This is a genomic window from Novosphingobium sp., from assembly GCF_037133355.1.
GTDB lineage: Bacteria > Pseudomonadota > Alphaproteobacteria > Sphingomonadales > Sphingomonadaceae > Novosphingobium.
This window is the reverse complement of record NZ_JBAXOI010000016.1, coordinates 89,887-113,634: the sequence shown is the minus strand read 5'-3', so window position 1 is coordinate 113,634 and position 23,748 is coordinate 89,887. Positions and strand designations below refer to the sequence as shown.

General features: G+C 65.1%; 21 protein-coding genes, 1 tRNA gene and 1 pseudogene. 11 read left to right on the top strand and 12 right to left on the bottom strand.

All coding sequences use genetic code 11. The annotated features are described in order from the left end of the window. Window positions 1-174: 174 nt before the first annotated feature. From WCL10_RS15620 to WCL10_RS15600, 5 genes are all read left to right on the top strand, one after another. Window positions 175-414, top strand: coding sequence for a hypothetical protein (locus WCL10_RS15620; protein WP_336896591.1), 240 nt, complete (start codon window positions 175-177; stop codon window positions 412-414). A 455-nt stretch (window positions 415-869) separates the two neighbouring features. Beyond that, complete coding sequence (locus tag WCL10_RS15615) at window positions 870-1,631, top strand: molybdopterin-binding protein (RefSeq protein WP_336896590.1); 762 nt, start codon at window positions 870-872, stop codon at window positions 1,629-1,631. Between the two features lie 112 nt (window positions 1,632-1,743). Next, on the top strand, window positions 1,744-2,247 hold the full coding sequence (locus WCL10_RS15610; RefSeq protein WP_336896589.1) for a hypothetical protein: 504 nt from the start codon (window positions 1,744-1,746) through the stop codon (window positions 2,245-2,247). After that, complete coding sequence (locus WCL10_RS15605) at window positions 2,247-3,200, top strand: NAD(P)-dependent oxidoreductase (protein WP_336896588.1); 954 nt, start codon at window positions 2,247-2,249, stop codon at window positions 3,198-3,200. Before WCL10_RS15610 ends, WCL10_RS15605 begins: the two co-directional genes overlap by 1 nt. A 102-nt stretch (window positions 3,201-3,302) precedes the next feature. Continuing rightward, entirely contained in the window at window positions 3,303-4,685 is a 1,383-nt protein-coding gene (locus tag WCL10_RS15600; protein WP_336896587.1) for a hypothetical protein, read from the top strand. Between the two features lie 61 nt (window positions 4,686-4,746). Here the strand turns inward: WCL10_RS15600 and rplA are convergent, their stop codons facing one another. From rplA to WCL10_RS15585, 3 genes are all read right to left on the bottom strand, one after another. Then, entirely contained in the window at window positions 4,747-5,445 is a 699-nt protein-coding gene (gene rplA, locus WCL10_RS15595; RefSeq protein ID WP_336896586.1) for a 50S ribosomal protein L1, read from the bottom strand. A gap of 4 nt (window positions 5,446-5,449) precedes the next feature. Beyond that, the gene (rplK, locus tag WCL10_RS15590; protein ID WP_336896585.1) at window positions 5,450-5,878 is read right to left on the bottom strand and encodes a 50S ribosomal protein L11; all 429 of its coding nucleotides are present in this window, start codon (window positions 5,876-5,878) and stop codon (window positions 5,450-5,452) included. Between the two features lie 174 nt (window positions 5,879-6,052). After that, entirely contained in the window at window positions 6,053-8,731 is a 2,679-nt protein-coding gene (locus WCL10_RS15585; protein WP_336896584.1) for a hypothetical protein, read from the bottom strand. A gap of 366 nt (window positions 8,732-9,097) precedes the next feature. Here WCL10_RS15585 and WCL10_RS15580 point away from each other — a divergent pair, with 366 nt between their 5' ends. Continuing rightward, on the top strand, window positions 9,098-11,851 hold the full coding sequence (locus WCL10_RS15580) for a DUF3857 domain-containing protein (RefSeq protein WP_336896583.1): 2,754 nt from the start codon (window positions 9,098-9,100) through the stop codon (window positions 11,849-11,851). 11 nt (window positions 11,852-11,862) lie between these two features. Then, the gene (locus WCL10_RS15575) at window positions 11,863-12,405 is read left to right on the top strand and encodes a nuclear transport factor 2 family protein (protein ID WP_336896582.1); all 543 of its coding nucleotides are present in this window, start codon (window positions 11,863-11,865) and stop codon (window positions 12,403-12,405) included. An 87-nt stretch (window positions 12,406-12,492) separates the two neighbouring features. Here WCL10_RS15575 and WCL10_RS15570 read toward each other — a convergent pair whose 3' ends face one another. Continuing rightward, entirely contained in the window at window positions 12,493-14,709 is a 2,217-nt protein-coding gene (locus tag WCL10_RS15570) for a calcium-binding protein (protein WP_336896581.1), read from the bottom strand. Window positions 14,710-15,141: 432 nt separating this feature from the next. On the opposite strand from WCL10_RS15570, the gene WCL10_RS15565 reads away from it, so the two are divergent. Beyond that, window positions 15,142-15,447, top strand: a complete 306-nt coding sequence (locus tag WCL10_RS15565) for a type II toxin-antitoxin system VapC family toxin (protein ID WP_336896595.1) — start codon at window positions 15,142-15,144, stop codon at window positions 15,445-15,447. Between the two features lie 20 nt (window positions 15,448-15,467). Here the strand turns inward: WCL10_RS15565 and nusG are convergent, their stop codons facing one another. From nusG to WCL10_RS15545, 4 genes are all read right to left on the bottom strand, one after another. Then, entirely contained in the window at window positions 15,468-16,004 is a 537-nt protein-coding gene (gene nusG / locus WCL10_RS15560; RefSeq protein ID WP_336896580.1) for a transcription termination/antitermination protein NusG, read from the bottom strand. A gap of 46 nt (window positions 16,005-16,050) precedes the next feature. Continuing rightward, entirely contained in the window at window positions 16,051-16,245 is a 195-nt protein-coding gene (secE, locus tag WCL10_RS15555) for a preprotein translocase subunit SecE (RefSeq protein ID WP_336896579.1), read from the bottom strand. Between the two features lie 387 nt (window positions 16,246-16,632). After that, a complete protein-coding gene (locus WCL10_RS15550) occupies window positions 16,633-17,679 on the bottom strand; it encodes an NAD(P)-dependent alcohol dehydrogenase (RefSeq protein WP_336896578.1) in 1,047 nt (348 codons plus the stop codon). Between the two features lie 111 nt (window positions 17,680-17,790). Continuing rightward, window positions 17,791-17,866: transfer RNA gene (locus tag WCL10_RS15545), tRNA-Trp, on the bottom strand. A 70-nt stretch (window positions 17,867-17,936) separates the two neighbouring features. Between WCL10_RS15545 and aat the strand changes: the two genes are divergently transcribed. Continuing rightward, the gene (gene aat / locus WCL10_RS15540; protein ID WP_336896577.1) at window positions 17,937-18,719 is read left to right on the top strand and encodes a leucyl/phenylalanyl-tRNA--protein transferase; all 783 of its coding nucleotides are present in this window, start codon (window positions 17,937-17,939) and stop codon (window positions 18,717-18,719) included. 35 nt (window positions 18,720-18,754) lie between these two features. On the opposite strand, the pseudogene WCL10_RS15535 reads toward aat, so the two are convergent. Further along, window positions 18,755-19,183 (bottom strand): annotated as a pseudogene (locus tag WCL10_RS15535) (DUF2155 domain-containing protein); the annotation flags it as partial. After that, window positions 19,183-19,596, bottom strand: coding sequence for an NADH:ubiquinone oxidoreductase subunit NDUFA12 (locus WCL10_RS15530; RefSeq protein WP_336896576.1), 414 nt, complete (start codon window positions 19,594-19,596; stop codon window positions 19,183-19,185). The pseudogene WCL10_RS15535 and the gene WCL10_RS15530, both read right to left, overlap by 1 nt. Before the next feature lie 129 nt (window positions 19,597-19,725). Here WCL10_RS15530 and WCL10_RS15525 point away from each other — a divergent pair, with 129 nt between their 5' ends. Continuing rightward, a complete protein-coding gene (locus WCL10_RS15525) occupies window positions 19,726-20,754 on the top strand; it encodes a medium chain dehydrogenase/reductase family protein (RefSeq protein WP_336896575.1) in 1,029 nt (342 codons plus the stop codon). 7 nt (window positions 20,755-20,761) lie between these two features. Here WCL10_RS15525 and WCL10_RS15520 read toward each other — a convergent pair whose 3' ends face one another. Both WCL10_RS15520 and WCL10_RS15515 read right to left on the bottom strand, forming a co-directional pair. Beyond that, entirely contained in the window at window positions 20,762-21,277 is a 516-nt protein-coding gene (locus WCL10_RS15520; protein WP_336896594.1) for a DUF192 domain-containing protein, read from the bottom strand. Then, window positions 21,252-21,851 (bottom strand): RecX family transcriptional regulator, encoded by a 600-nt coding sequence (locus tag WCL10_RS15515; protein ID WP_336896574.1) that lies wholly within the window; start codon window positions 21,849-21,851, stop codon window positions 21,252-21,254. Before WCL10_RS15515 ends, WCL10_RS15520 begins: the two co-directional genes overlap by 26 nt. Window positions 21,852-21,965: 114 nt before the next feature. Between WCL10_RS15515 and WCL10_RS15510 the strand changes: the two genes are divergently transcribed. Next, on the top strand, window positions 21,966-23,723 hold the full coding sequence (locus WCL10_RS15510) for a fatty acyl-AMP ligase (protein ID WP_336896573.1): 1,758 nt from the start codon (window positions 21,966-21,968) through the stop codon (window positions 23,721-23,723). Window positions 23,724-23,748 lie beyond the last annotated feature (25 nt).

Below are 23,748 nucleotides of genomic sequence, written 5' to 3'. Positions count from 1 at the left end.
ACCATAAGCGACTCAGGGGAATCCGAAAAATGCACTTCTGCCAAAGTAGTGCTAGACTGCAGTGGCATTGTATAAATTGAAGTGCCACCCTCACCCGGCCTGCCCTAACGATCTAGACAAATTTTTTTTGCAGATTAGCTCTACTAGCCAGTGAAATGCGCGGGAGGGTGCGAAATGGCTGAGCCTGTAAAAGGTTTTTTTGAGAAATTCCCGACATTTATTGGTGCAATTACCACATTGATTTCGGCTACGGCGAGTTTGATTATTGCATACAACCAACTTCATGCGGATAAGTCTGCTTCAGCCCAAATATCAACGGAACCAACACCCAAGTCTGTATCATCACTTGAGTGTCAATACGAAAAAATCTTAAATCTCCCCCGAAAAATCAGGCAGTTAACATTGATTTTATAAACAAATCTATTTATCCTATTCGACTTTTTTCGATAACACACAACGGTCAAAGCATGGAAATACCAAATTCCAATGGCCTTACACCACCTCTTCAGCCGGGCATGCATGTTTTGCAGCCATCTCTAGCTGCTCACATATGGGTTATTGCTGATTTAAACGGAAATTGCCGCCGCATAATCATTGCTCCGAACGCCGATTCAGTTTATGAATATCAATAGGTTCCGTTGAGGCTGCCAAAAATCGCTGATTCTTTTGGGCATAAGCGACTACAAGTAAGTTTTATGTATCGCAAATTCTAGCAAGTGTTGGCTACAGCACCCAAAATCAGAGAATAACCCGATCCTGCCCCTATTCCTTCCCTCTCAGTTCTCTCCGCGTCTCTGGGCGAAAACAACCACCCACCCCACCACCAAAGCCCCATTGCGCCCTTCACCCAATGCGCTATCGCTCACCCCATGACCCAAACCACCCGTATCTGGACCGCCGCGCTTGTCGTGGTGGGTGACGAAATCCTGTCTGGCCGCACGCATGACAAGAACATCGCGCAGGTGGCGGCGTGGCTGGGCGTTCAGGGCATTCGGCTGCGCGAAGTGCGCGTTGTGCCCGATGACATGGCGGCGATCATCGAGGCGGTGAATGCGCTTCGGGCGCGCAACGACTACCTCTTCACCACGGGCGGCATCGGGCCGACGCATGATGACATCACTGTCGACGCGGTAGCCGAGGCGCTGGGGGTGGCGGTGGTGATCCATCCTGCGGCCGAGGCGATGCTCACCCGCTATTACGAGACCCGCGGGGGGATCAATCCGGCGCGGCTGCGGATGGCGCGGGTGCCGGATGGGGCGGATCTCATTCCCAACCGGCTTTCGGGCGCGCCGGGGATCAAGGTGGGTAATGTGTTTCTGATGGCCGGCGTGCCGGGGATCACGGCGCAGATGCTCGACGGGCTGACGGGCACGCTTGAAGGCGGCCTGCCGCTGCTTTCCGCGACCATCGGCTGCTGGGTCGCCGAAAGCGAAGTGGCGGACCTGCTGCGCGAGACCGAGAAGGCGCACGAGGGCTGCCAGATCGGCAGCTATCCCTTCTTCCGCGAAGGCAAGGTCGGCGCGAACTTCGTGATCCGTTCGACGGACCAGGCGGAGTTGGATGCCTGCGCCCAGGTGCTGGTGGACGGGCTCACCGCGATTGGCCGCACATCGGTGCCGGGGGGCATCTGACACCAGCCGCCCGATGACCAGTTCTCAAAACACGAACGGGAACTTGGGCGGGCGCCTGCCGGGACAGGCCTTGCTGGCCATCGCAACCCTCGCACTCGCTGCCTGCTCCCCAATGCTAAGCCGCTTCGAGCGTACGCTCGCCGCCAACGACAGCGCAACCGCAGCGCTGACCAACTGGTGCGCCGAGCACCGCATCGCCGCGCCCGCCGCGATCCGCGCACTGGCCGACCGCAGCGCGAGCGAAGCCCCCTCCCCCGCCATCCGCACCGCTCTCGGCATTGGCCCGGACGAACCGGTCGCCTTCCGCCATGTCCAGCTGCTGTGCGGCGGCGCTGTGCTCTCGGACGCGAAGAACTGGTATGTCCCCGCGCGCCTCACGCCCGCGATGAACACCGCGCTTGAAACCACGGACACGCCCTTCGGCACGGTTGTTCGCCCGCTCGGCTTCCACCGCGAACGGCTCGCCAGCCGCCGGGGCCGCGCGGCGGAATGCCCGGCGGGCACGGTGCTTTCGCACAAGGCCGTCTTGCGCCTCGAGGATGGGCGCGCGATCAGCCTCGTTGCCGAGTGCTACACGCCAGCAAACCTTGCGGCTGGCAACGCGAGAGGCCGCTGATGCGCGTGCTGCTTACCGGGTCCTCGGGCTGGCTCGGCCGCTTCCTCGCCCCCGCGCTGCGCGAGGTGGGGCATAGCGTGACGGGGCTTGATCTGGCGCCGGGGCCCGAGACGCATGTCGTCGGCAGCATTGCGAGCCGCGCGGTGGTCGATCGCGCCATGGGTCTCGGCATCGATGCGGTGATCCACACCGCCGCGCTGCACAAGCCCGATATCGCGCGCTATCCGGTGCAGGCCTTTATCGACGTCAACGTTACCGGCACGCTCAACCTCCTCGAAGCCGCGCGCGCGGCGGGCCACGACCGCTTCGTGATGACCTCTACCACCTCGCTGATGATCAGCGAGGCAATCCGGCGCGAGGAATCGCCCGATGCGGTGTGGCTGGACGAGGCGACCGGGCCGCTAGCGCCGCGCAATATCTACGGTGTCACCAAGCTCGCCGCCGAGGGGCTGTGCCGGCTTCATGCGGCGGATCACGGGCTGGCCTGCGCCGTGCTGCGGACCTCGCGGTTCTTCCCGGAGGACGACGACACCCACAAGCGGCCATCGGGGGAGAACCTCAAGGCGATCGAACTGCTCCACCGGCGGCTGACCGTGGAGGATGCCGCCGCCGCCCATGTGGCCGCGCTCGAGAAGGCGCCGGTGATCGGCTTCGGCCTCTATCTTGTCAGCGCCCCGCCGCCTTTCTCCCGCGCCGATGCCGCTGCCTTGAAGGCAAACGCCGCCGCCCTCATCCGCGAACGCTTTCCCGATGCCGAGGCGCTGTTTGCCGCCCGCGGCTGGCAGCTCCCCCAAAGCCTTGGGCGCGTCTACGACCCCGCACTCGCCGAAACCGAACTTGGGTTTCGCTGCCGGACGGATTTCGCCGCCGTGCTCGAAGCCTTGCGCACCGGCGCCCCGCTCCCCTTCGCGCACGATCCTGCCTACACCTCCCCGCTGGTCAAAGGCCGTTGACCGCATAAATCACGATAATAGCGCGCGATTTGACCCCAGCCAATTCGCCGCCAGCGGATCGGCGCTAGGCCCCTGTCATCACCGGCAAGGAGCACAGCCAAGATGCCTAGCGATCACTTCACTTCGCCCACGCCCCGCGTCCGCCTGAAGATCCGCCACACTCTTCCCGCCGCGCTCCCGCTGGCAGCAGCGCTCGCCGCACTGGTGCTGGCGCGGCCCGCACAAGCGGTGCCGAGCTTTGCCGAGCAAACCGGCCAGCCCTGCCAGGCCTGCCATGTCGGCGGGTTCGGGCCGCAGCTCACCTCGTTTGGCCGCGAATTCAAGCTTGGCGGCTACACCTTGCGCACCAAGCCTTTCAACGTGCCGCTGGCAGCGATGGCAATCGGCTCGTTCACCCATACGCGGGGGGACCAGGTGCCCGCGCCCGATCGCCTGAAGGCCAATGACAACTTCGCCTTCGATCAGGGCAGCGTGTTCCTGGCGGGCGGCGTCGGCCAGCATTTCGGCGGCTTCGTGCAGGTCACCTATGATGGTGTGGGGCGCGTCTGGGGGTGGGACAATGTCGATCTGCGCGCGGTCACGCAGGGCAAGGTGCTGGGCAAGGACGCGGTGTTCGGCCTCACGCTCAACAACAGCCCGACCACGCAGGACGTGTGGAACACCACGCCTGCCTGGGGCTTTCCCTATACCGACACCGCCGTTTCGGGGACGCCGGGCGCCGCTGCGCTGATCGACGGGGGCCTTGCGCAAAACACGCTCGGCGTCACCGCCTATGCCTGGATCGATCGCAAGCTCTATCTCGAAGGCGGCGCCTATACCTCGCCCAAGGCGGGCACCCTGCGCTGGCTCGGCGCCGATCCCGCCGATCCGGGGGACATCCACGGCCTCGCGCCCTATGCCCGTATTGCTTACCAGAAGGACGTGGGCAGCGGCACGCTGGAGGTGGGCGCCTTCGCACTGAAGGCCCAGCTCAATCCGGGGCGCGATCGCAGCACCGGCCGCACCGACCACCATTCCGACGTAGGGCTCGACGTGTCTTGGCTAAGGCCAGATTCGAAAGGCAACACATTCGCCATCGACATGCGCTATGTCCATGAAAAGGCAGGCCTTCATGCCACGTGCCTGCTCGCGCTCGCGCCTGCCGATTGCGCCGATGTCACGCTGCAGGAACTGCGCGGCGCCGTGGCCTACAACTGGCGCGGCAAAGTGGGCGCCACGCTCGGCGTGTTTGCCACGAGCGGCACCGCCAACGGATTCCTCTACTCCGGCAGCGGGCGGCCCAACAGCAACGGCGTGATGGCGCAAGTCGACTATACGCCTTGGGGTCACGGATCCTCACCGCTAGGCCCCCGCGCCGCGCTGCGTGTGGGGGCGCAGTTCACTGCCTATGGCCACTTCGACGGCGCACGCCGCAACTACGATGGCGCCGGGGCCAATGCGGCGGACAACAACGCGCTGCGCCTGTTCACCTGGGTCGTCTTCTGAAACGCAAAAGGCCGGGAAGGTTTCCCCTCCCGGCCTTTTGTTTTCGAGATGTCCGGCAGGCTCAGCCGCCGTGGACTTCCGCCACGTCGACCTTGAGGCCCGGGCCCATCGACGAGGACAGGCCGACCTTGCGCAGGTACTTGCCCTTGGCGCCGGCGGGCTTGGCCTTGACGATCGCGTCGACGAACGCGTCGAAGTTGGCGCGCAGCGCCTCGTTCGAGAAGCTCATCTTGCCGATACCGCCGTGGATGATGCCGGCCTTTTCGACGCGGAACTCGATCTGGCCGGCCTTCGCCGCCTTGACTGCATCCGCGACATTGGGGGTGACGGTGCCGAGCTTCGGGTTCGGCATCAGGCCCTTGGGGCCCAGCACCTTGCCGAGGCGGCCGACGATGCCCATCATGTCCGGCGTCGCGATCACGCGGCCATAGTCGAGATTGCCGTTCTGCATGTCCTCGAGCAGGTCTTCGGCGCCGACCTTGTCAGCCCCGGCGGCGAGCGCCGCTTCGGCCTTGTCGCCGCGCGCGAACACGGCGACCTTGACGTCCTTGCCGGTGCCCGAAGGCAGCGTCACCATGCCGCGGACCATCTGGTCGGCGTGGCGCGGATCGACGCCGAGGTTCAGCGCGACTTCGATGCTCTCGTCGAACTTGGTGCGCTTGAGGTCCTTGAGAAGCTGGATCGCCTCATCGACCTTGTAGAGCTTCTGGTTGTCGCCCAGCTTTTCCGCGAGCGCCTTCTGGTTCTTGGTCACCTTCATCGGATCAACCCTCTACCTGCAGGCCCATGGCGCGCGCCGAGCCTTCAATGATCTTGATCGCGGCGTCCATGTCGTTGGCGTTCAGATCGGCCATCTTGGTCTGCGCCACTTCGCCAAGCTGCGCGCGGGTGATCTTGCCCGCAGAGATCTTGCCCGGCTCCTTCGAACCCGACTTCAGGCCCAGCACCTTCTTGATGAGGAAGGTCGCCGGCGGGGTCTTGGTCACGAAAGTGAACGACTTGTCCGAATAGACCGTGATGATCGTGGGCAGCGGGGTGCCCTTCTCGACCTCTTGCGTGGCAGCATTGAATTCCTTGCAGAATCCCATGATGTTCACACCGCGCTGACCGAGCGCCGGCCCGATCGGCGGCGAGGGCTTGGCTTCGCCAGCCTTCACCTGCAATTTGATGTACCCGTCAATCTTCTTGGCCACGAGGGGCCTCCTTTCTTCCTGTTGGAGCCCAAAGGCCCCGCAGAGTGAGCGGTCAGACAGATGCTTGTGGCACCCTCCCGCACGGAATCAGGCGGAGGCAGGCCCCGCCGGAAGTGCGCGCCATTAGCGGGGACGGGCTGCGAATGCAATGGGGCTGCGCGCGCCGGGCCGCGATCAGATGAACAGGAAGTCGTTCAGATCCGCTTTGTAGTCGGTACCCAGATCCGCAATCACGGCAACCGTCGGTGGGTCAGAGTCCATGAAGTCAAGGCGCGTATCTCGAAAATAGTAGAGAATATCATGCCCGTTCGCGTCGCGCGAAATCAGGAAAAAATCGGTCAAATATTTGAATTCGAATTTTCGAAGCTCGCGCGTGACCTCGCGTTCATTGAGACCGATATCGGCCACGATGATATCGGCGTCCTGCCTGTCGAGCAGCGAATAGGCGATCTTGTCGAAAGGCATCCCGTCGACATTGAAGACCTTCTCCGGAAACACCAGCTTGTCCTCGCCGGGCGTGAAATCGGTCACCTGGTCGGGGACATAGGTCAGGATATCCCACTGGAACCGGTCCGCCCCGCCGCCGCCTGTCAGCGTGTCGACCACACCGTCGTCAACGACCTTTTCGAACGCCCTGCCGCCCTTGAGGGTGTCCGCCCCCGCACCGCCGATCAGCACCTCGGCAAATTCGTCACCGATGAGCGTGGTGGATACGGCGCCGATCTTGCTGAAATCGACAATCTCGATCAGCTTCACGATCTGGACTTGATCCCCCGAAGCGGTGCTGTAGGTCAGCGTTCCTGCCCTCAGATCGCAGGTAATTGATTGCGTTGACGCAGGCAGACCCCCGGTATCCAGCAGAATCGTGTCGCGCCCGTCACCTCCGTCGATCCGCTTGAGCGTGAAGTCGATCGGGAAGATGTCGTCGCCTTCAAGGCCGAAAAAGGTATCGGCGCCGCCGCCACCCGTGAACAGGTCGGCGACCATGCTGCCCCGGATCGTGTCATCGCCGCGGGTGCCCTCGATGAGGACCCGGTCCTCGCTGCCCCAGTAGAGGAAGCGCAGATTCGAGATATCGAGCGAGGTCGAGTCCGCCTTGACCACAAGGGTTTCCAGCGAGTCCGTGAACCTGATGTTGCCTTCGATTTCGGACAGCGTGGCAGCCAGCGCAGGAGGCAGGATCACCGTGACACTGGCATTCGTGAACGTGTCATCCGCGCTTGCGGCGGCCAGTATCATCCGCTCGATGCCGCTGAACTGTGTCCCTCGCGAAAGGTCGGTCGAGCCGCGAATCTCGAGCAGATCGTAGCCATCGCCGCCGGTGATCGTATCGCCCTGCGCCTCGGCGGTGGAATAGATAAGGAAGGTGTCACCCCGCGCGCCGCCGGTGATCACATCCGCGCCAAGCCCGCCGGTGATGGTCGAAAAGCTGTTTCCCGAGGCAATGACATCGGCGTAGCGGCTGCCGATCAGCACGGCATCGTCCGTGCCGCTGAGGCCGGTGATGTTGACCGCCTTGTCGGAGCCCGAGGCGTCGATGCTCTCGATATTGCGGATCGAGGATTGGCCGGTCAGGCTGGCTGTGCCGCCATGGTTCATGACCAGCGTGTCGAACCCGTCGCCGCCATCGAAGAGGAAACCGGAGGCGCCGACATCGAACAAGATCCGGTCCTCTCCCGCGCTGGTCTCGATCACCACCCCCGGCTTGTATCCCCCGCCCGGCGCAAACCCGACCGTATCGGCGTCCCAGCTGCCAGTGAAGCGGGCGATCGAGGACGACAGCACGACGCGGGTGTTGCCGATCGCGCCGACGACATGGATCGCATCGCCCGCATCGGCATTGCGCAGCGTCAGCCCGGAAAGATCGGTCCTGCTCCCGGCCCTGAGCTCGATGGTGTAGGTGTCCGACAAGCCGTCGAGCCGGGTGCGGCCGAAGGAGCGGAACCCGGCGGCGCTGTCTCCGCCTATCGTCACCGCCACGCGCTTCGGCGCGACCGGGATCAGCTGCTCGACATTGCTGATCGTGCCGCCGGTGAAATCCATCGAGCGATCGAACGTGAGCCGGTCGGTCCCGCCGCCGCCATCGAAGGTATCGGTACCGAAGATCCGGCCGTTGAGATAGCTGGCAAAGTCGGTAGCGCCGCCGCCGAGAATGGTATCGACCCCGCCGCCGTCGATGAAGGACAGGCCATGCGTACCGGTGAGAGTGGCAGCATCGATCGTGCTGGCCCCGGCCGAACCGCGCACCACCAGCCTGCCGGAAAGCAGCGGCGCGGCGAAATTGGCGTCGGTCAGCGTGATCTGGTTGCCACCGCTCGCGAGGAAGATTGTTTCGACCCCGCTCACCTCGGCGAGCCCGGTGGGCGCCACGGCCCCTGCGCTGGTCAGCACGAGCATGTCGCTCCCGCCACCCCCGCTCACTGTATCGCCGGCAAGATCGGCCGCGGTGAAGCGGAACACATCACGCCCCGCGCCGCCCCGCAATACGTCGAGCCCGGCGCCCGACGTCACATCGATCCGGTTCGTGCCCGTGAGGCCTGCGGCATCGACGGTGTCATCGCCGTCGCCGCCCCGCACCACAATCTTCGCCCCGGCCACTCCGGCGAAGTTCGCGTTGAGCAGAGTAAGCCCGCTGCCGGCCTTCGCCAGCACAAGCCGCTCGATCGCGTTCACCCCCTGCAGCGCCGTGCTGGCGAGCAGCCCCCCGGTCGTGAGCTGAAGCGTATCCGCCCCGCCGCCGCCTGCAGCGCGGTCCAGACTGTCCAGGTTTGCCGCCGCCCACAGAAACCGGTCTGCAAGTGCCGTGCCGGTAAAGCTGTTGATGGCGCCGGTCTGACCAATAAATGTCGCCATGATCGCCGCTGTTCTCGCTCGAATACGCTTCTCAGGGCAGAATAGCCGCGCACTTGAAGCCAAGAGTGTTGCCAGACACGCTCGCCGTCAACGTGAAACGGGACCGATGCGGTCGCAACAGGGCGCTGTGCCTGATCGGGTTCATGGCCGCACCGAAGCAACTGGTCCCGGCACCTCTCCATCCGCCGACCTGGCTCCGCGTCAGCCCGCCTGCATTCATCGGCTCGGCCCTGCACACTTTCCGCCATGCCCCACACCAATTTGGTGCGACGCGCCGTTGCGCTTTGGCGGGGTTAAGGTATCCCTAGTTAAATCTACGGAATTCCGGGGCGAAAATTGCGAAACAAGCTATTCGGTGCGCTACTGTTGTCCGCACTTTCCACCTGCCAGGCCTTCGCTGCGGACAAGGTCCTCGTCGCCCCGGCGCCGGCTTGGATCGCCCCCGCGCCGCCGGTGCTAAAGGCCGACAGCGCGGTGCGTTTTGACGAGCAGGTGCTGGTCGATGGCGACACCACCACCGTCTATGTCGACACCATGCGCCAGGCCTCCAGTCCCGAAGCGCTGCTGCAGATGGGCACGCTCTCGCTGAGCTGGCAGCCCGATCACGGCGATCTCACGCTCCACCGGCTGGAGATCCTGCGCGGCGATCAGGTGATCGACGTGCTCGGCAAGGGTGAGGGGATCACCGTGATCCGGCGCGAGGCGGGGCTGGAGCGGCTCATGGTCGACGGCCAGCTCACCGCGGTGAAGCATATCGAGGGGCTGCGCGTGGGCGATGCCCTGCGCATGGTGTTCAGCCTCTCGGAGCGCGATACTGTGCTGGCGGGCCATGTGCAGGATGCGCTGGTGCTCTTCCCCGCGCCGCTGAAGGTCGGCTTCGGACGCGCCCGGCTGGTGTGGAAGACGGACCAGCCGCTCACCGTCAAGTCGCTCATCCCCAACCTCCCGCTAACGCCAAAGCCGCTGGACGGCACCTGGACCGAGCTGGTCGTGCCGCTCCCCGTGCCCAAGCTGCCCGATACGCCCAAGAATGCGCCCTCGCGCTACACGGCGCAGCCTCTGATCCAGTTCTCCAGCTTCCCTGACTGGGCCGCGGTCGCCAAGGTCATGCGGCCGCTCTATGCAGTGAAGGGCACGATTGCCCCGGGCTCAGATCTGGCCGCGCGGGTCGATGCCATTGCCGCGCACTCGCCCGATCCGCTCCGCCGCATGGCTGATGCGCTGCGGCTGGTGCAGGACGAGGTGCGCTACGAGCTCATCGCGATGGGCAACGGCAACTACGTCCCCCAGACCCCGGCCGATACCTGGGCCAAGCGCTATGGCGACTGCAAGGCCAAGACCATGCTGCTGCTCGCCATTCTCGACCGGCTGGGGATCACTGCCGAGCCGGTCATGGCCAACAGCAAGCGCGGCGATGCCGTGCCCGATCTGGTGCCTTCCGCGCTCGCGTTCGATCACGTGTTCGTCCACGCCACTGTCGGCGGCGAGGATTTCTGGCTCGATGGCACCATGCTCGGCTCGCGCCTTGCCGATATCCGCGATGTGCCGCGCTATGGCTACGTCCTGCCGATGGGCAGCGATGCGCCTACGCTGCGCGATCTGCCGCGCCGCGCACGCACCCGCCCGGATATCGAGGCAGACCTTGTCTATGACATGACCGCCGGGCCGCACCTTGCCACGCCATACCACATGACCTTGCGCTACAACGGCACTTACGCCGTCTCGTACAAGGTCGATCCGGGCCCGAGCTTCGACGAGAAGCTGACCAGCGTTGCCGAAAAGGCAGCGGACAGCTGGGTCGGCGATACCTTCGTCGGCAAGCCCCGTGCCGCTTGGGACGCGGAGTCTGCGGTCTGGACGCTCGAGTTCGACGGCATCGCCTATCCTAACTGGAAGTACCGCGACGGGCACTACGGCCTTGCCCTGCCTCCGGGCCTCAAGGTCACCTACAACGCCCCGCGCGACCGGGCGGCCTGGCGCGCGATCCCGGCGCTGATCGACGATCCATGGCATGCGCGCAGCCACACCGTGTGGCGCCTGCCCGATCAGGGCAAGGGCGTCACGCTTACCGGGGCCGAACCCGGCAGCCTCGATCTGCCGGCGGTCAACTGGCAGCGCAGTATCACGCTCGCAGGCGGCGAGCTGACCGAGGACATCACCTCGCGCGAGAGCGGCGTGGAAATCGCGGCGGACAAGGCCAGCGGCACCGCCAAGGCGATTTCCGACGCGATGGACCGCACCGCGCGCGCCTCGCTCGATCCCTCCTACCCCAAGTGGTGGGACGATGTGGCGCGCCGCAAGAACAGCCCCGCACTTGCCAAGGTTCGGGCGATCTTCGATGCGCGCATTGCCGAAAAGCCGGACGACGCCACGCGCCTCACCGATCGCGCGTGGTTCGAGCGGACGCTGTTCAACTGGGCCGCGGCTGAGGCGGACTATACCAAGGCCCTTGCCGTCGATGCCTCGGCGGAGCGCTATCTCAAGCGTGCGGCGCTGCGCAGCAAGCTCGGCGACCGCGCCGGTTCGCTCGCCGATACCCAGGCCGCCTATGATCTCGAACAGGGCAATGCCGACGCGCGCAGCAGCCTCGCTTACGATCTGATCGACACGGGCAAGGCCGACGAGGGGCTCGAACTGCTCCCCGCCGATATCGACATCGCGACCGACGACGGCCTGTCCAATTTCCTCGAACGAATCGACCGGCTCGAGCAGGCCAACCGGCACGACGAGGCCATGACAATGCTCGACGAGGCGCTGGAGAAGCGCGGCTCCTCGGCCCGTCTGCGCAATGCGCGGTGCTGGTATCTGGGTCTGCGCAACACCGCGCTCGATACCGCGCTCGCCGATTGCAACAAGGCGATTGAGCTCGATTCGGACCCGGCAATGTACATGGACAGCCGCGCGCTGGTCTATTTCCGCAGCGGCCGCCTCAAGGAAGCCATGGCCGACTACGAAGCGGCGCTGGCAGCCGAGCCCGAGCAGACCGCCTCGCTCTACATGGCCTCGATCGTGGCGGACCGCATGGGCGACAAGGGCAAGGCGGCAGCGCTGTCGAAGGCGGCGAAGACGGTCTATCCCGACGTCGGGCACTTCTACGCGCAATTCGGGATCAAGCCGTGAGGGACGATGCCATGAGCCTGCAAAGCCATATTGCTCTGTACCGTCACGCCATTGCCGCCACTACCGCTTCGGCCCTGCTGCTCGCACCCGCCCTGGCCTCGGCAGCGCCCGCTCGGACGGGCCGCTGGGCGGCGGACAGCGATCCGGCAGCCCGCTATCTCCTTGAGCAGGAACGGCGCTGGGCGGAGGACAGCTGCACGCCGAGCAGCGTGGTCAAGGACTATATCGCCAAGGACTTCATCGGAACGAGCCCGTCCGGGTTGCTCTACCGCCGGTCCGCCATGCTCACCCCCGGCACCGCCGCGCCGGGCGGTGAGAAAGAGCGCGATTGCAAGCTGCTGGCCGCCAAGGTCCGTTTCTACGGCCCCGACCTGGCGATGGTCTACGGCTATGAGAGCGCCGTCCTCGTCAAACCCGATGGCAGCGAGACTACGCGCGTCCTCATCTGGACCGACACCGCCGTGCGCCGCAAGGGCAAGTGGCAGGTAATCGCAGTGCAGGACATGGTGGCGCCGCCGGGCTGGAAACCGGCGGATTGGCGCGTGCCCGAGTAGGCCCGCATCGGTTCAGCACCTGGGTCGCAATCCGGCAGGAGGGGGCGGGAACCCCGCTCCGCCGCTGATCCTTGGCCTGCTGAACAGTCAGGCCGCGATCAGGAAATCCTCGAAGGTCAGCGCCGGTTTGCCGACGAGCACCGCGATCTGCACAGCCTGCTCCGCGCCGGTTCCATCCCGATCAAAGCTCAGCACGCCGTTCGAGGTGTTGTAGATCAGCCGGTCGTCCGCATCGTGCGCGCCGTTCACCCCCGCGCCCGACCAGAACACCTCGGCGCCAATCGCGCCCACGGTGGTGAACGCGGTGTTCAATACCTTGCCGATCAACAGCACGTCGGTCCCCGAAACGAAATCGGTCAGCTTGTCGAGGTTGGTCGCCTTGTCCGGCACGGTGTCGAAAACGAACCAGTCCACGCCCGCGCCGCCCGTCAGCACGTCCTTGCCTAGCCCGCCGCGCAAGACATCGTCGCCTGCGCCGCCGACCAGCCGGTCGTTGCCGGCCAGTCCGACCAGGACATTGTCTGCGGCGTTGCCGATGATGATGTTGCGGCCTGCGTTCCCGGCTCCATTGATCGCGGCGGCCCCGGAGAGGGTGAGGTTCTCAACATTCGCGGCGAGCGTGTGAGAGACCGACGCGATGACTTTGTCGATCCCGGCATCCGCCGCCTCGATCACCTCGTCGCCCGCCGCATCGACCACGTACCGGTCATTCCCGGCCCCGCCTTCCAGCTTGTCGGCCCCGCCCCGGCCATCGAGCCAGTCGTTGCCGGTGCCGCCGATGATCCAGTTGGCGCGCACATTGCCCACCCCCACGTGGGAGGAGCCGTCGGTAAAAGTGAGGTTCTCCACATTGGCGCCAAGCGCATACTTGGCGAGATCGGTGTGAACCGTATCGGTTCCCGCGTCGACATCTTCGACCACCCTGTCGCCGCGCGCATCCACCACATAGGTATCGTCGCCGCTCCCGCCCATCAGCCTGTCATCACCGGCCCCGCCATCGAGCTGATCGCTGCCTTTCAGACCCTGGATCACGTCGTTGGCGCTGCTGCCGGTGAGGTCGTCGTCGCCGGTGGTGCCTTCGTTGATCAGGGTGAAGATCTGCGCTTTGATGTTGTAGCCGCTGACGCCGTTAGTGAGATCCTGATTGCGCCACATCACTACGAAGCCGCCGTCCACAAGGCCCGTAATCGTCGAGCCGAGCTGATCGTTCGCTACCTTGGTGTTGACCAGAAACTCGGATCCCGCCTTGGTGCCGTCTGCACCGAAGACTTGCGCCTTGATACTGCCCCCGCTGTCATCGCCCAACGTGCCGCTGGTATCGTCCCACGTGACGACGAAGCCGCCGTTCACAAGCCCGGTGATCTCCGGGCTGAACTGGTTGTTCGTCGTCTCGGTGTTGACCAGAAACTCCGAACCCACCCTGGCACCGTTTGCGCCAAAGACTTGCGCCTTGATACTGGAATAGGTGCTATCGCCCAGTTCGCGGCTCAAGTCTTGCCAGGTGATCACAAAGCCGCCGTTCACAAGGCCCGTGATCGTTGGTCTGAACTGAAAGCTCGCCGTCGATGTGTTGACCAGAAACTCGGACCCAACCTTGTCACCATCTGCGTCAAAAACCTGCGCTTTGATGCTGGTATCGCTGCTATCGCCCCGCGTGCCGCTCCAGTCATGCCATGTTATCACAAAGCCACCATTCGCGAGGCCCGTGACAGAAGGCTGGTTCTGATCCATCGCCGTCTCGGTGTTGACCAGAAACTCAGTGCCCGCTTTGGCTCCGTTAGCGCCGAAGATTTGCGCCTTGATGCTGGCGCCGGCACCATCGCCGAGCGTGCCGCTGTAGTCTTGCCACGTAATCACGAACCCGCCATTCGCCAGGCCCGTGATCTTCGAGTTGATCTGGCTGACCGTCTTCTCTGTATTGACCAGAAACTCGGAACCCACCTTGACACCGTCTGCACTGAAGATTTGCGCCTTGATGCCCGCGCCGGACGGATCATCCATCATGCTGGCGTCGCTCCACGTTACAACGAAGCCGCCGCTCGCAAGGCCGATGATCGAAGGCGCGTTCTGATTATCTGAGGTCTGGGTATTGGCCTGAAACTCGGACCCCACTTTGCTCCCGTCCGGACCAAACACTTGCGCCTTGGTCGCGTCCAGGCTGCTGTCACCCAGCGTGCCGCTACGGTCAGTCCACGTGACTACGAAGCCCCCATTCGCCAGCTCCGTGATCGATGGAGTGGATTCGTCATTCGCCGTCGCTGTGTTGACCAGAAACTCCGTGCCAACCTTTACTGCTTGAAACATCGCATATCCTCTGCTGCACAGACCTCGCCGCGCGGGGTGTGGCATGCCTATAAGAGGATATGTTGAGCAGACCGGCCGCGCGACTTCGCGAGAAATCCGGATGGGTGGGTTAACCAACCTGGCAACAGATTCACATGCCTCGACAGCGGGATGCTCTCGGCTGTGAACCGGGAGTTGCGATTGCAGGCATGGTCCTCGCCGGGCACAAACAACCCTTGAAGCACTCTTTGCGATCACGGGTGAGTTTGGGGATTTGAGTAAGTGTTGCCGTAATCTTCCAGGTATCGTGCCCGTCCTCATCAAATTAGCTATCTAGTTGGCTAAGGAGAAGCGCATGGCCCAGTTCTCGGTTCACGATGCCAAGACCAACTTGTCCCGCCTTATCGCCGATTCACTCGCGGGCGAGGAAGTGGTGATCGCGCCCGCGACGCGATTGCCGATGAAGGGTGCCCTGTCGCGGTCAGCGCAGCCTCGGCCATGGAGGTTGCCACCAATTACCGTATCGGCAAGCTGCCTGACGCCGCGCTGCTGGCACAAAACTTCGAGGCTGTGATCGCCGGGCAAGGCTTCGACGAACTGGCGATCAGCGTCCGTCACGCCCGGCTCGCTGGCGAGATGAACATTGCTCACAAGGACCCGTTCGACCGCCTGCTGATCGCGCAGGCGCTGGTCGAGGACATGGTATTGGTATCGAACGAAGGGCTGTTCGACGAGTTCGCCGTGAAGCGGCTGTGGTAACGGGGGTTGCCCCCCGCGCCTTACTTGACCAGCTCGACTTCCTCGAAGCTCAGTTCCACCGGCGTCGCGCGGCCGAAGATCGAGACGGCGACCTTGACGCGCTGCTTCTCGAAATCGAGCTCTTCCACCGTGCCGTTGAACGAGGCGAACGGGCCGGCGTTGACCTTGACCGAATCGCCGATCTCGTAATCGACCAGCACCTGCTTGCGCGGTTCGGCGGCAGCGGCTTCGCGCGCGCCGAAGTAGCGGGCGGCTTCCTTGTCCGAGATCGGCTGCGGCTTGTTGTTGTTGCCGAGGAAGCCGGTCACCTTGGGGGTGTTCTTCACAAGGTGGTAGATGTCGTCGTTCATGGCGAGCTTGGCGAGCACGTAGCCGGGCATGAACTTGCGCTCGACCTGCACCTTCTTGCCGCGCTTCACCTCGGTCACGGTCTCGGTCGGCACTTCCACCGATTCGACCAGCTGCGACAGGCCGATGCGCTCGGCTTCGGCGAGGATGGCTTCCTTCACCTTGTTCTCGAAGCCGGAATAGGCGTGAATGATGTACCAGCGGGCCATTGGGGCAGTCCTCAATCAGTCAGTCAGAGTTACGAGTGGCTGGCGATCAGGCCAGTGAAAGCAGCAGGCGCACGATCGTGCTGAACAGGGCATCTATCCCGAGAAAGAATACCGCCAGGATCAACATCATGATGCCGACGAAGATCGCGGTCGAGGTCGTCTCGGCGCGGGTCGGCCAGATCACCTTGCGCGCCTCGGCGCGGACCTGGTTGATGAATTCACCGGGGCTCAACTTTGCCATCACGCGTTCCTGCTCGCGCCCCCGGTGATCGGGGGCTTTCCACGGCTTCCGGCTAGGCTTCATCGCCGCCCCGGACAGGTCCGGGAGGGGCAGGTGAAGGCTCCGATGTCGGAAGAATCACGCATTTAGGCGTTTGGCCCGAGATTGGCAAGGGCAGGAGGGAGAGCATCGCGCGGGTCGCCGGTTTCTCGCAGAGATGCGCAAGGATGCAGAGACCGCGAAGAGGCTCTCTCAGCCGCATGACCGCATTGCGCCGGAACGCTCGACGTCTCGCCGAATCAAGGCTGCCGCGTCCATGACAAAGCCCTCGGCGGACTCTGCATCCTTGCGCATCTCTGCGAGAACCACCTTCTTTGGTGCATGGCCCGGGGCCGATGAAGGCCGCGACTAGATCGTGCCCGTATCGATCACGAAGCGGTAGCGCACATCGCCCTGCAGCATCCGCGCATAGGCCGCCTCGATCTCTTCCATGCGAATCAGCTCGATGTCGGAGACAACGCCGTGCTCAGCGCAGAAATCGAGCATCTCCTGCGTCTCGGCGATCCCGCCGATCAGCGAGCCGGCCAGGCTGCGGCGCCGGGTCAGCATGTGGAACAGCGTCGGCATCGGGTGCGGCTTTTCGGGCCCACCGACCATGACCATGGTCCCGTCGCGCGCCAGCGCCATCAGGAACGGGTCGAGATCGTGGCTGTGCGAGACGGTGTTGATGATGAGGCCGAAGCTCTCGCGCGCAGCCTTCATTTCGGCCTTGTCGGTTGAGACCACCACGTGATGCGCGCCGAGCGCCAGAATGGCCTCGCGCTTGGCCGGGCTGGTAGTGAAGCCGGTCACTTCGGCGCCCAGCGCGCGCGCGAGCTTGATCCCCATGTGCCCAAGCCCGCCGATGCCGACGACACCGACTCGCTTGCCCGGCCCGGCGCCCCAGTGGCGCAGCGGCGACCAGGTGGTGATCCCGGCGCAGAGCAGCGGGGCGACGGCGGCGAGCTGATCCTTCGGATGGCGGATCGCCAGCACATAGGCCTGATCCACCACGATCTGTTCGGAGTAACCGCCCAGCGTGTGGCCCGGCGCATCGGGGGTGCGTGAATTGTAGGTGCCGGTCATCCCGCTGGCGCAGAACTGCTCCAGCCCCTCGCCGCAGGCGGCGCAAGTGCGGCAGCTGTCGACGATGCAGCCCACGCCCACCGTATCGCCGGGCGCGAATCGCGTCACCGCACTGCCCACGGCGCTGACGGTGCCGACAATCTCGTGCCCGGGCACGCAGGGGAACAGCGTGCCGCCCCATTCGCCGCGCACGGTGTGGAGGTCTGAATGGCAGACGCCGCAGTATTCGATGGCGATCACCACATCGTCCGGCCCCGCTGCGCGGCGCTCGATCGCATGGGGCCCGAGCGGCTGGTCGGCGGCTTGGGCGGCATAGGCCTTGACGGTCATGGTGCGAGGAGCTTTCGGCAGGAGGGCAGGCTTGCGGCCGCACCTTGGCAGGCGCGCCGCTTCGGGCAAACTCGCGAAAGTGGGAAACGGCGCGTGTCCGATTGAACGGACTGGCAGGAGTGGAGGGATTCGAACCCCCGGCCCTCGGTTTTGGAGACCGATGCTCTACCAGCTGAGCTACACTCCTGTGCCGGAGAAAGCGCCCTTAGTGGGTTGACGCGGCCAGCGCAACCAAGGGAAAGAACATTCTGTCCAAGATGCTGCGCCCAGAGACACCGATCATCCCGCCAGAGCTCCTGCTCCAGGCCTATCGCGCCGGCATCTTCCCGATGTCGGACAGCCGCGACGACCCCGAAGTCTATTGGGTAGAGCCGCGCATGCGGGCGATTCTCCCGCTCGATGGCTTCCACCTTTCGCGCAGCCTCGCGCGCACGCTGCGACGCGGCCGGTTCCGGGTAACCTGTGACGAAGCCTTCGACGCGGTGATCGATGCCTGCGCCGCACCGCGCGTCGATGCCGAAGACAGCTGGATCAGCCGCCGCATCGCCGAAAGCTATCGCGAACTGCACCGCCACGGCCATGCCCATTCGATCGAGACATGGCAGGAAGGCCCCGGCGGGACCGAGGTTCTCGTCGGCGGACTGTACGGCGTCGGCTTCGCAGGAGTGTTCTGCGGCGAAAGCATGTTCAGCCGCACCAGCGATGCTTCGAAAGTCGCGCTTGCGTGGCTAGTTGCGGCGCTGCGCCGTGCCGGGGCGGCACTGCTCGATTGCCAGTTCACCACGCCCCACCTCGCCTCGTTGGGCGCGATAGAGATCAGCCAGGGGCGCTATCTTGATCTGCTGCAGGCCGCGATCGCCGGTCAGGCCGGCGGCGCGTCTTCGGCCGGGGCCGGATCGGCGGCAGGGGCAACCCGGGCGGCCGGAGCGGCAGGCGGCTTGCCCGCCGGCTTTGCCGCGCTGCTGGTCGACGCGGCGGCGGCAGGGCTGTCCTCCTCGCCGGGGAACTTCATCGCACAGTCCTTGACCCACACGTCATAGACCGGGTGCTCGACCACGTTGAGCGCAGGCGCGTTCTTGTACAGCCAGCCTGAAAACACTTTGTGCCAGGCGAGCTTTTCCTTCGTCGTCGCCCGCTCCTCGACGAAAAGCTGCACGAAGGCCCCGGTCTCCGGCGGGTCCTCCCACGGCGCGGTACGCTCGCAAGTGGCAAGCTTGATGATGGCATTGCCGATACGCCGCGATTCGCCGCTCTTCAGCTCGATCACCTGCGTGATGTTGTTGCGCTTGTTGAGGAACCCCAGTGTGGCGACGCGATCCTTCACCGGAGTGCCGAACTCGCTCTCCACCACTCCGCCCGAAGCCGATGCGGCTGGTCCTGCACCCTGAGTCGCCTCAATTGGCGGCGGGGCTTCGGTGCCCTGCTTGTCGCCACAGGCAGAAAGCGCCAGCAGCCCGGGCGCCAGCACCGTGGTCGCCAGCAGCAGCGGTGTGATGGGACGCATCAGCCCTCGGGCGACCAGGCTTCGTAGTCGCCCGTCGCCGGCGCCCGCTTGCCGCCGCGCTCGAGCGCGCCTTGCGGGCGGTAGGCGGCGGAAGTGCCGGTGGCGTTGGGCGTGAATTCCACTTCCCAGATGCGCGCCGGCGGCAGGTTGCTTTCGGGAATACCGTCTATGCTGCCGTGGAGCCAGCCGTGCCACTCGGCGGGAACGCGGCTCGCGTCGTTAGCGCCGTTGTAGATCACCCAGCGCCGCTCGCGACCGACGAAGGGGTGGCCCTTGGGATAGGGCTTGCGCGCGCGGAAATAGGTGTTGCCCTGCGCGTCCTTACCGACTTTCACGCCGTTGCGCGCGCTGTCGAGCATGGTGCCGAAGGTGGCGCCGTCCCACCAGGTGAAGATCTTGCCGAGAATGCTCATGGGAAGGGCGCTTAGCGTCTGAAAGGGGGGTTGGGCAAGCAGCGGATGCATGCCGCGCGCATAAGCGGTTGGCATTACTGCGGCGCGCCCATAGTCTGGCGCCCTCATCCCCGGCACAAGGACAAGCGCGTGCCCTGGCAGCATATCCAGATTGCCCGGTTCGGCGGGCCCGAGGTCCTCGAACTCGTCACCGAAGCGGACCTGCCCCGGCCCGGCCCCGGTGAGGCACGGATCAAGGTGCTCGCCGCGGGCACCGGCTTTACCGACACCTTTATCCGGATGGGCCGCTATCCCGATTTCAAGGGCCCGCTGCCCTTCACCCCCGGCTACGAACTCGTGGGAGTGGTCGACGCACTCGGCGAGGGCGTCACCGCGCCCGCCGTCGGTACCATGGTCGCCGATCTCACTGTGGTTGGCGGCTATGCCCAATATGCCCTGCGCCCCGCCGCGACGCTGGTACCCGTGCCGGAGGGCGTCGATCCGGCAGAGGCGGTGTCCCTGCCGCTGGCCTACATGACTGCGTACCAGATGCTGACCCGCGCTGCTCGGGTGGAGCCCGGCGCTCGCATTCTCGTGATCGGGGCGTCGGGCTCGGTCGGCACGGCGATGCTCGATCTGGCCCGCGCCATGGGGCTCACCGCCATCGGCACCTGCTCGGCGCACAACATGGGCCTCGTCGAGAGCCATGGCGCGCAGGCCATTGATTACGCGTCGGGCGATTTTGTCGCCGAAGTGCGGCAAGCAACGGCGGGCCGCGGAGTCGATGCGGCGTTCGATGCGATCGGCGGCGCTCATTTCGCGCGCTCCTTCGCCGCGCTCGCGTTTGGCGGGGTGCTTGTCGGCTATGGCTCGCAAACCATGGCAACCGGCGGCGAGGGCCTGATCGCCGCCGGGCTCGGCCTTGCCCGGCTCAAGTTCTGGACGCTGCTGAGCCCGCTGTTCGGGCGCCGCCGCGCGCTGTGGTATTCGATCACCGACCACCGCAAGGCCCATCCGGACCAGTTCGCCGCCGACATGGCTACCCTGCTCGGATGGCTGCAGCAGGGCCGCATCCGCCCGGTCGTGGCCGACCGGCTGCCACTTTCCGCCGCCGCTGATGTCCACCGCCGGATCGCGGCGGGCGGGCTTGGCGGGAAAGTGGTGCTGCTGCCCTGGTAGCTCGGGCTTACCAGGTGACGGTGTCGCCTGCCTTGAGCCCGATCTGTGCCGCGCGCCCGCCGTTAAGCTCGAGCACCGCCGCCGCATCGCCCTTGGAAGGCAGCGGCGTGAGGTCGTAGGGCACGGCATTGGCGAAGATGTTGAGCACCTTGTGATCCGCGCCGATGAAGATGATGTCGAGCGGGATCACCGTGTTCTTCATCCAGAACGCGGTGCGACGCGGCGGGTCCATCGGGAAGATCATCCCCTCGTCCGCGCCCATGACCGCGCGGAACATCAGGCCCCGCTCCTGCTCGGCAAAGCTCGCGGCAACTTCCACCTTGAAGGTATGGGCCCCGCTGGCGGTTGTGACGGTGAGTGGCACGATCGCAAGACCCGAGACCGGGTGCACCGCCGCTGCCGGGGCGGCGGTCGATGCCTGAGCCTGGGCCGGGTTCGATCCCGCTGCAAGCGGTGAACAGCCGACAGCTGCGATCAGCAGCGCGAGGCTGGCGGCTCTAGTCCAGATCGTCGTCATCGGCATGGTCATCGGCCCATTCTTCCAGTTCTTCGAGGTTCGGCGCATCCATCACCCGGCGCGCATGGTCAAGCCCATGCCCGGCGCGCATGAAAGCCGCCAGATGCTTGCGCCTTGTGGCAGGATCAAGACAGCGCGCCCCGGCATAAGGCCAGAGCCGCTTGCGCCGCGCGAAGGCGAGCACGGCACGGCGCCGCTCGCCCTCGCTGCCGCGCGCCGCCGCGCGCAGGGGCGCGGCGATGCCGGCATGGTCCAGCGCGCTATCGATCCGCCGCGCGCCATAACCGCGCCGCCTGAGGCCCTCACCTTTCGCCGAAGCATAGGCCGCATCGTCGATATAGCCGCGCACCGCCATGCGCCCGACGAGGGCGGGCACGTCTGCCGGCGCCTCTTCCGCCCAGCCGCGCTCGCGCAGCTTGCGCTTGAGATAGTCCGTGAGCTTTCCTGAACTCGTGGCAAAACGCGCGACATAGGACAGCGCAAGCGCATCAAGCGCCGCGGCATCGAGCGGCGGAGGGGGCTCGCGCCGGCTGCCCCGACCCGTTCGGCCGGGCGCACGCGCGGAACTGGTAAACGACATGCCACATTCGTGCCACAGTCCCGCGTAAATGGGAACATCCCTTGTCTCGACGCGGGGACAGAACTGGCCATTCCGGCCCCCTGCAACCAACTCAAAATGATAACGGGGTTTCGCATGACCGTCCTGGATGCCGCCGCCAAGGCCGCACTGGTACCCACGCCCAACGATGACGGGTGCCCCCGGCGCTTTGCCGATTTCGCCACCTTCTGCGAGGCGTTGGACTTCGCGGCAGAGGGCCCTTGCGGCCTCAATTTCCACGATGCGCGCGGCCAGCTCTCCCGCGTCTATCCTTATGCCGAACTGCGCGCCGACGCGCTCGTCGCCGCGCGCCGCCTGATCGCGCTGGGCGTGCAGCCGGGCGACCGGGTTGCCCTGATCGCCGAGACCGGCGCCGATTTTGCCGCGTTGTTCTGCGGCGCGATGTATGCTGGTGCCTGGCCGGTACCGCTGCCGCTCCCCACCAGCTTCGGCGGCAAGGAAAACTACATCGAACAGCTGGCCGTGCAGATCGCCAGCTCCGATCCGTCGATGCTGCTCTATCCGGACGAGATAGCCGCAATCTGCGCCGCCGCTTCGGAGCGCTGCGGCTGCAAGGGCCTGACCTGGGAGGAATTCGCCGCCGCAGCCGAACCTTCGGACGCGCCGCTGCCCACGCCCGATCCGGACGCGATTTCCTATCTTCAGTATTCCAGCGGCTCGACCCGCTTCCCCCACGGCGTCGCGGTCACCCACCGCGCGCTGATGGCCAACCTGGCCGGCCACTCGCATGGCATGAAGTTCCAGCCCGGCGACCGGGCCATCAGCTGGCTGCCGTGGTATCACGACATGGGCCTCGTCGGCTGCTTCCTCTCGCTGATCGCCAACCAGGTTTCCGCCGATTACCTCAAGACCGAGGATTTCGCGCGCCGTCCGCTGGCGTGGCTTGATCTGATCAGCCGCAACAAGGGCACCTCGATGTCCTACTCGCCCACCTTCGGCTACGACATCTGCGCCCGCCGCATCTCGAGCCAGAGCAGCGTTGCCGAACGCTTCGACCTCTCGCGCTGGCGGGTTGCCGGCAACGGCGCGGACATGATCCGGCCCGATGTGATGCAAAGCTTCGTCAACGCCTTTGCCGATGCCGGCTTCAAGGCGGCCGCGTTCCTCCCCAGCTACGGCCTTGCCGAAGCCACGCTCGCGGTCACGCTGATGCCGCCGGGCGAAGGCATCCGCGTCGAACTCGTCGAGGAAGAGCGCCTTTCCGGCACCCCGCGCGATCTCTCGCGCCCCGCGCGCTACCGGGCCATCGTCAACTGCGGCAAGCCGGTGCGCGGCATGGAAGTCGAAGTGCGCGGCGAGCACGGCGAGGTTATTGCCCACCACCATATCGGCAAGGTCTGGTGCCGCGGGTCCTCGGTCATGCACTCCTATTTCCGCGATCCCGAAGCGACCGAGGCCTGCATGGTCGGCGGCTGGCTCGATACCGGCGACATGGGCTACCTCAACGAAGAGGGCTACCTGTTCATCGTCGGCCGCGCCAAGGACATGATCATCATCAACGGCAAGAACCACTGGCCGCAGGATATCGAATGGGCGGTGGAGCAGCTTCCGGGCTTCCACCAGGGCGATATCGCCGCCTTCTCGGTCGAGACCGAAAGTGGTGAGGAAACCCCGGCGGTGCTCGTGCACTGCCGCGTCTCCGACCCCGCCGAGCGAGTAAAGCTGCGCGATCAGATCCGCGACAAGGTCCGCGCCATCACCGGCATGAACTGCGTCGTCGAACTCGTCCCGCCGCGCACGCTGCCGCGCACCAGCTCGGGCAAACTGAGCCGCGCCAAAGCGAAGAAGCTGTACCTCGCGGGCGAAATCGAGCCTTACAGCCTGGCGGCTTGAGGGCCGGGGTTTCTCGCAAAGACGC

Bases quoted from the DNA above. Each gene is read 5' to 3' on its own strand.
- aat (WP_336896577.1), top strand. From the start codon at position 17,937: ATGCTGCGCCCAGAGACACCGATCATCCCGCCAGAGCTCCTGCTCCAG.
- WCL10_RS15610 (WP_336896589.1), top strand. From the start codon at position 1,744: ATGCTAAGCCGCTTCGAGCGTACGCTCGCCGCCAACGACAGCGCAACC.
- WCL10_RS15550 (WP_336896578.1), bottom strand. From the start codon at position 17,679: ATGACCGTCAAGGCCTATGCCGCCCAAGCCGCCGACCAGCCGCTCGGG.
- WCL10_RS15515 (WP_336896574.1), bottom strand. From the start codon at position 21,851: ATGTCGTTTACCAGTTCCGCGCGTGCGCCCGGCCGAACGGGTCGGGGC.
- WCL10_RS15510 (WP_336896573.1), top strand. From the start codon at position 21,966: ATGACCGTCCTGGATGCCGCCGCCAAGGCCGCACTGGTACCCACGCCC.
- WCL10_RS15575 (WP_336896582.1), top strand. From the start codon at position 11,863: ATGAGCCTGCAAAGCCATATTGCTCTGTACCGTCACGCCATTGCCGCC.
- WCL10_RS15520 (WP_336896594.1), bottom strand. From the start codon at position 21,277: ATGCCGATGACGACGATCTGGACTAGAGCCGCCAGCCTCGCGCTGCTG.
- secE (WP_336896579.1), bottom strand. From the start codon at position 16,245: ATGGCAAAGTTGAGCCCCGGTGAATTCATCAACCAGGTCCGCGCCGAG.
- WCL10_RS15605 (WP_336896588.1), top strand. From the start codon at position 2,247: ATGCGCGTGCTGCTTACCGGGTCCTCGGGCTGGCTCGGCCGCTTCCTC.
- WCL10_RS15570 (WP_336896581.1), bottom strand. From the start codon at position 14,709: ATGTTTCAAGCAGTAAAGGTTGGCACGGAGTTTCTGGTCAACACAGCG.
- rplA (WP_336896586.1), bottom strand. From the start codon at position 5,445: ATGAAGGTGACCAAGAACCAGAAGGCGCTCGCGGAAAAGCTGGGCGAC.
- WCL10_RS15620 (WP_336896591.1), top strand. From the start codon at position 175: ATGGCTGAGCCTGTAAAAGGTTTTTTTGAGAAATTCCCGACATTTATT.
- WCL10_RS15530 (WP_336896576.1), bottom strand. From the start codon at position 19,596: ATGAGCATTCTCGGCAAGATCTTCACCTGGTGGGACGGCGCCACCTTC.
- nusG (WP_336896580.1), bottom strand. From the start codon at position 16,004: ATGGCCCGCTGGTACATCATTCACGCCTATTCCGGCTTCGAGAACAAG.
- WCL10_RS15585 (WP_336896584.1), bottom strand. From the start codon at position 8,731: ATGGCGACATTTATTGGTCAGACCGGCGCCATCAACAGCTTTACCGGC.
- WCL10_RS15600 (WP_336896587.1), top strand. From the start codon at position 3,303: ATGCCTAGCGATCACTTCACTTCGCCCACGCCCCGCGTCCGCCTGAAG.
- WCL10_RS15615 (WP_336896590.1), top strand. From the start codon at position 870: ATGACCCAAACCACCCGTATCTGGACCGCCGCGCTTGTCGTGGTGGGT.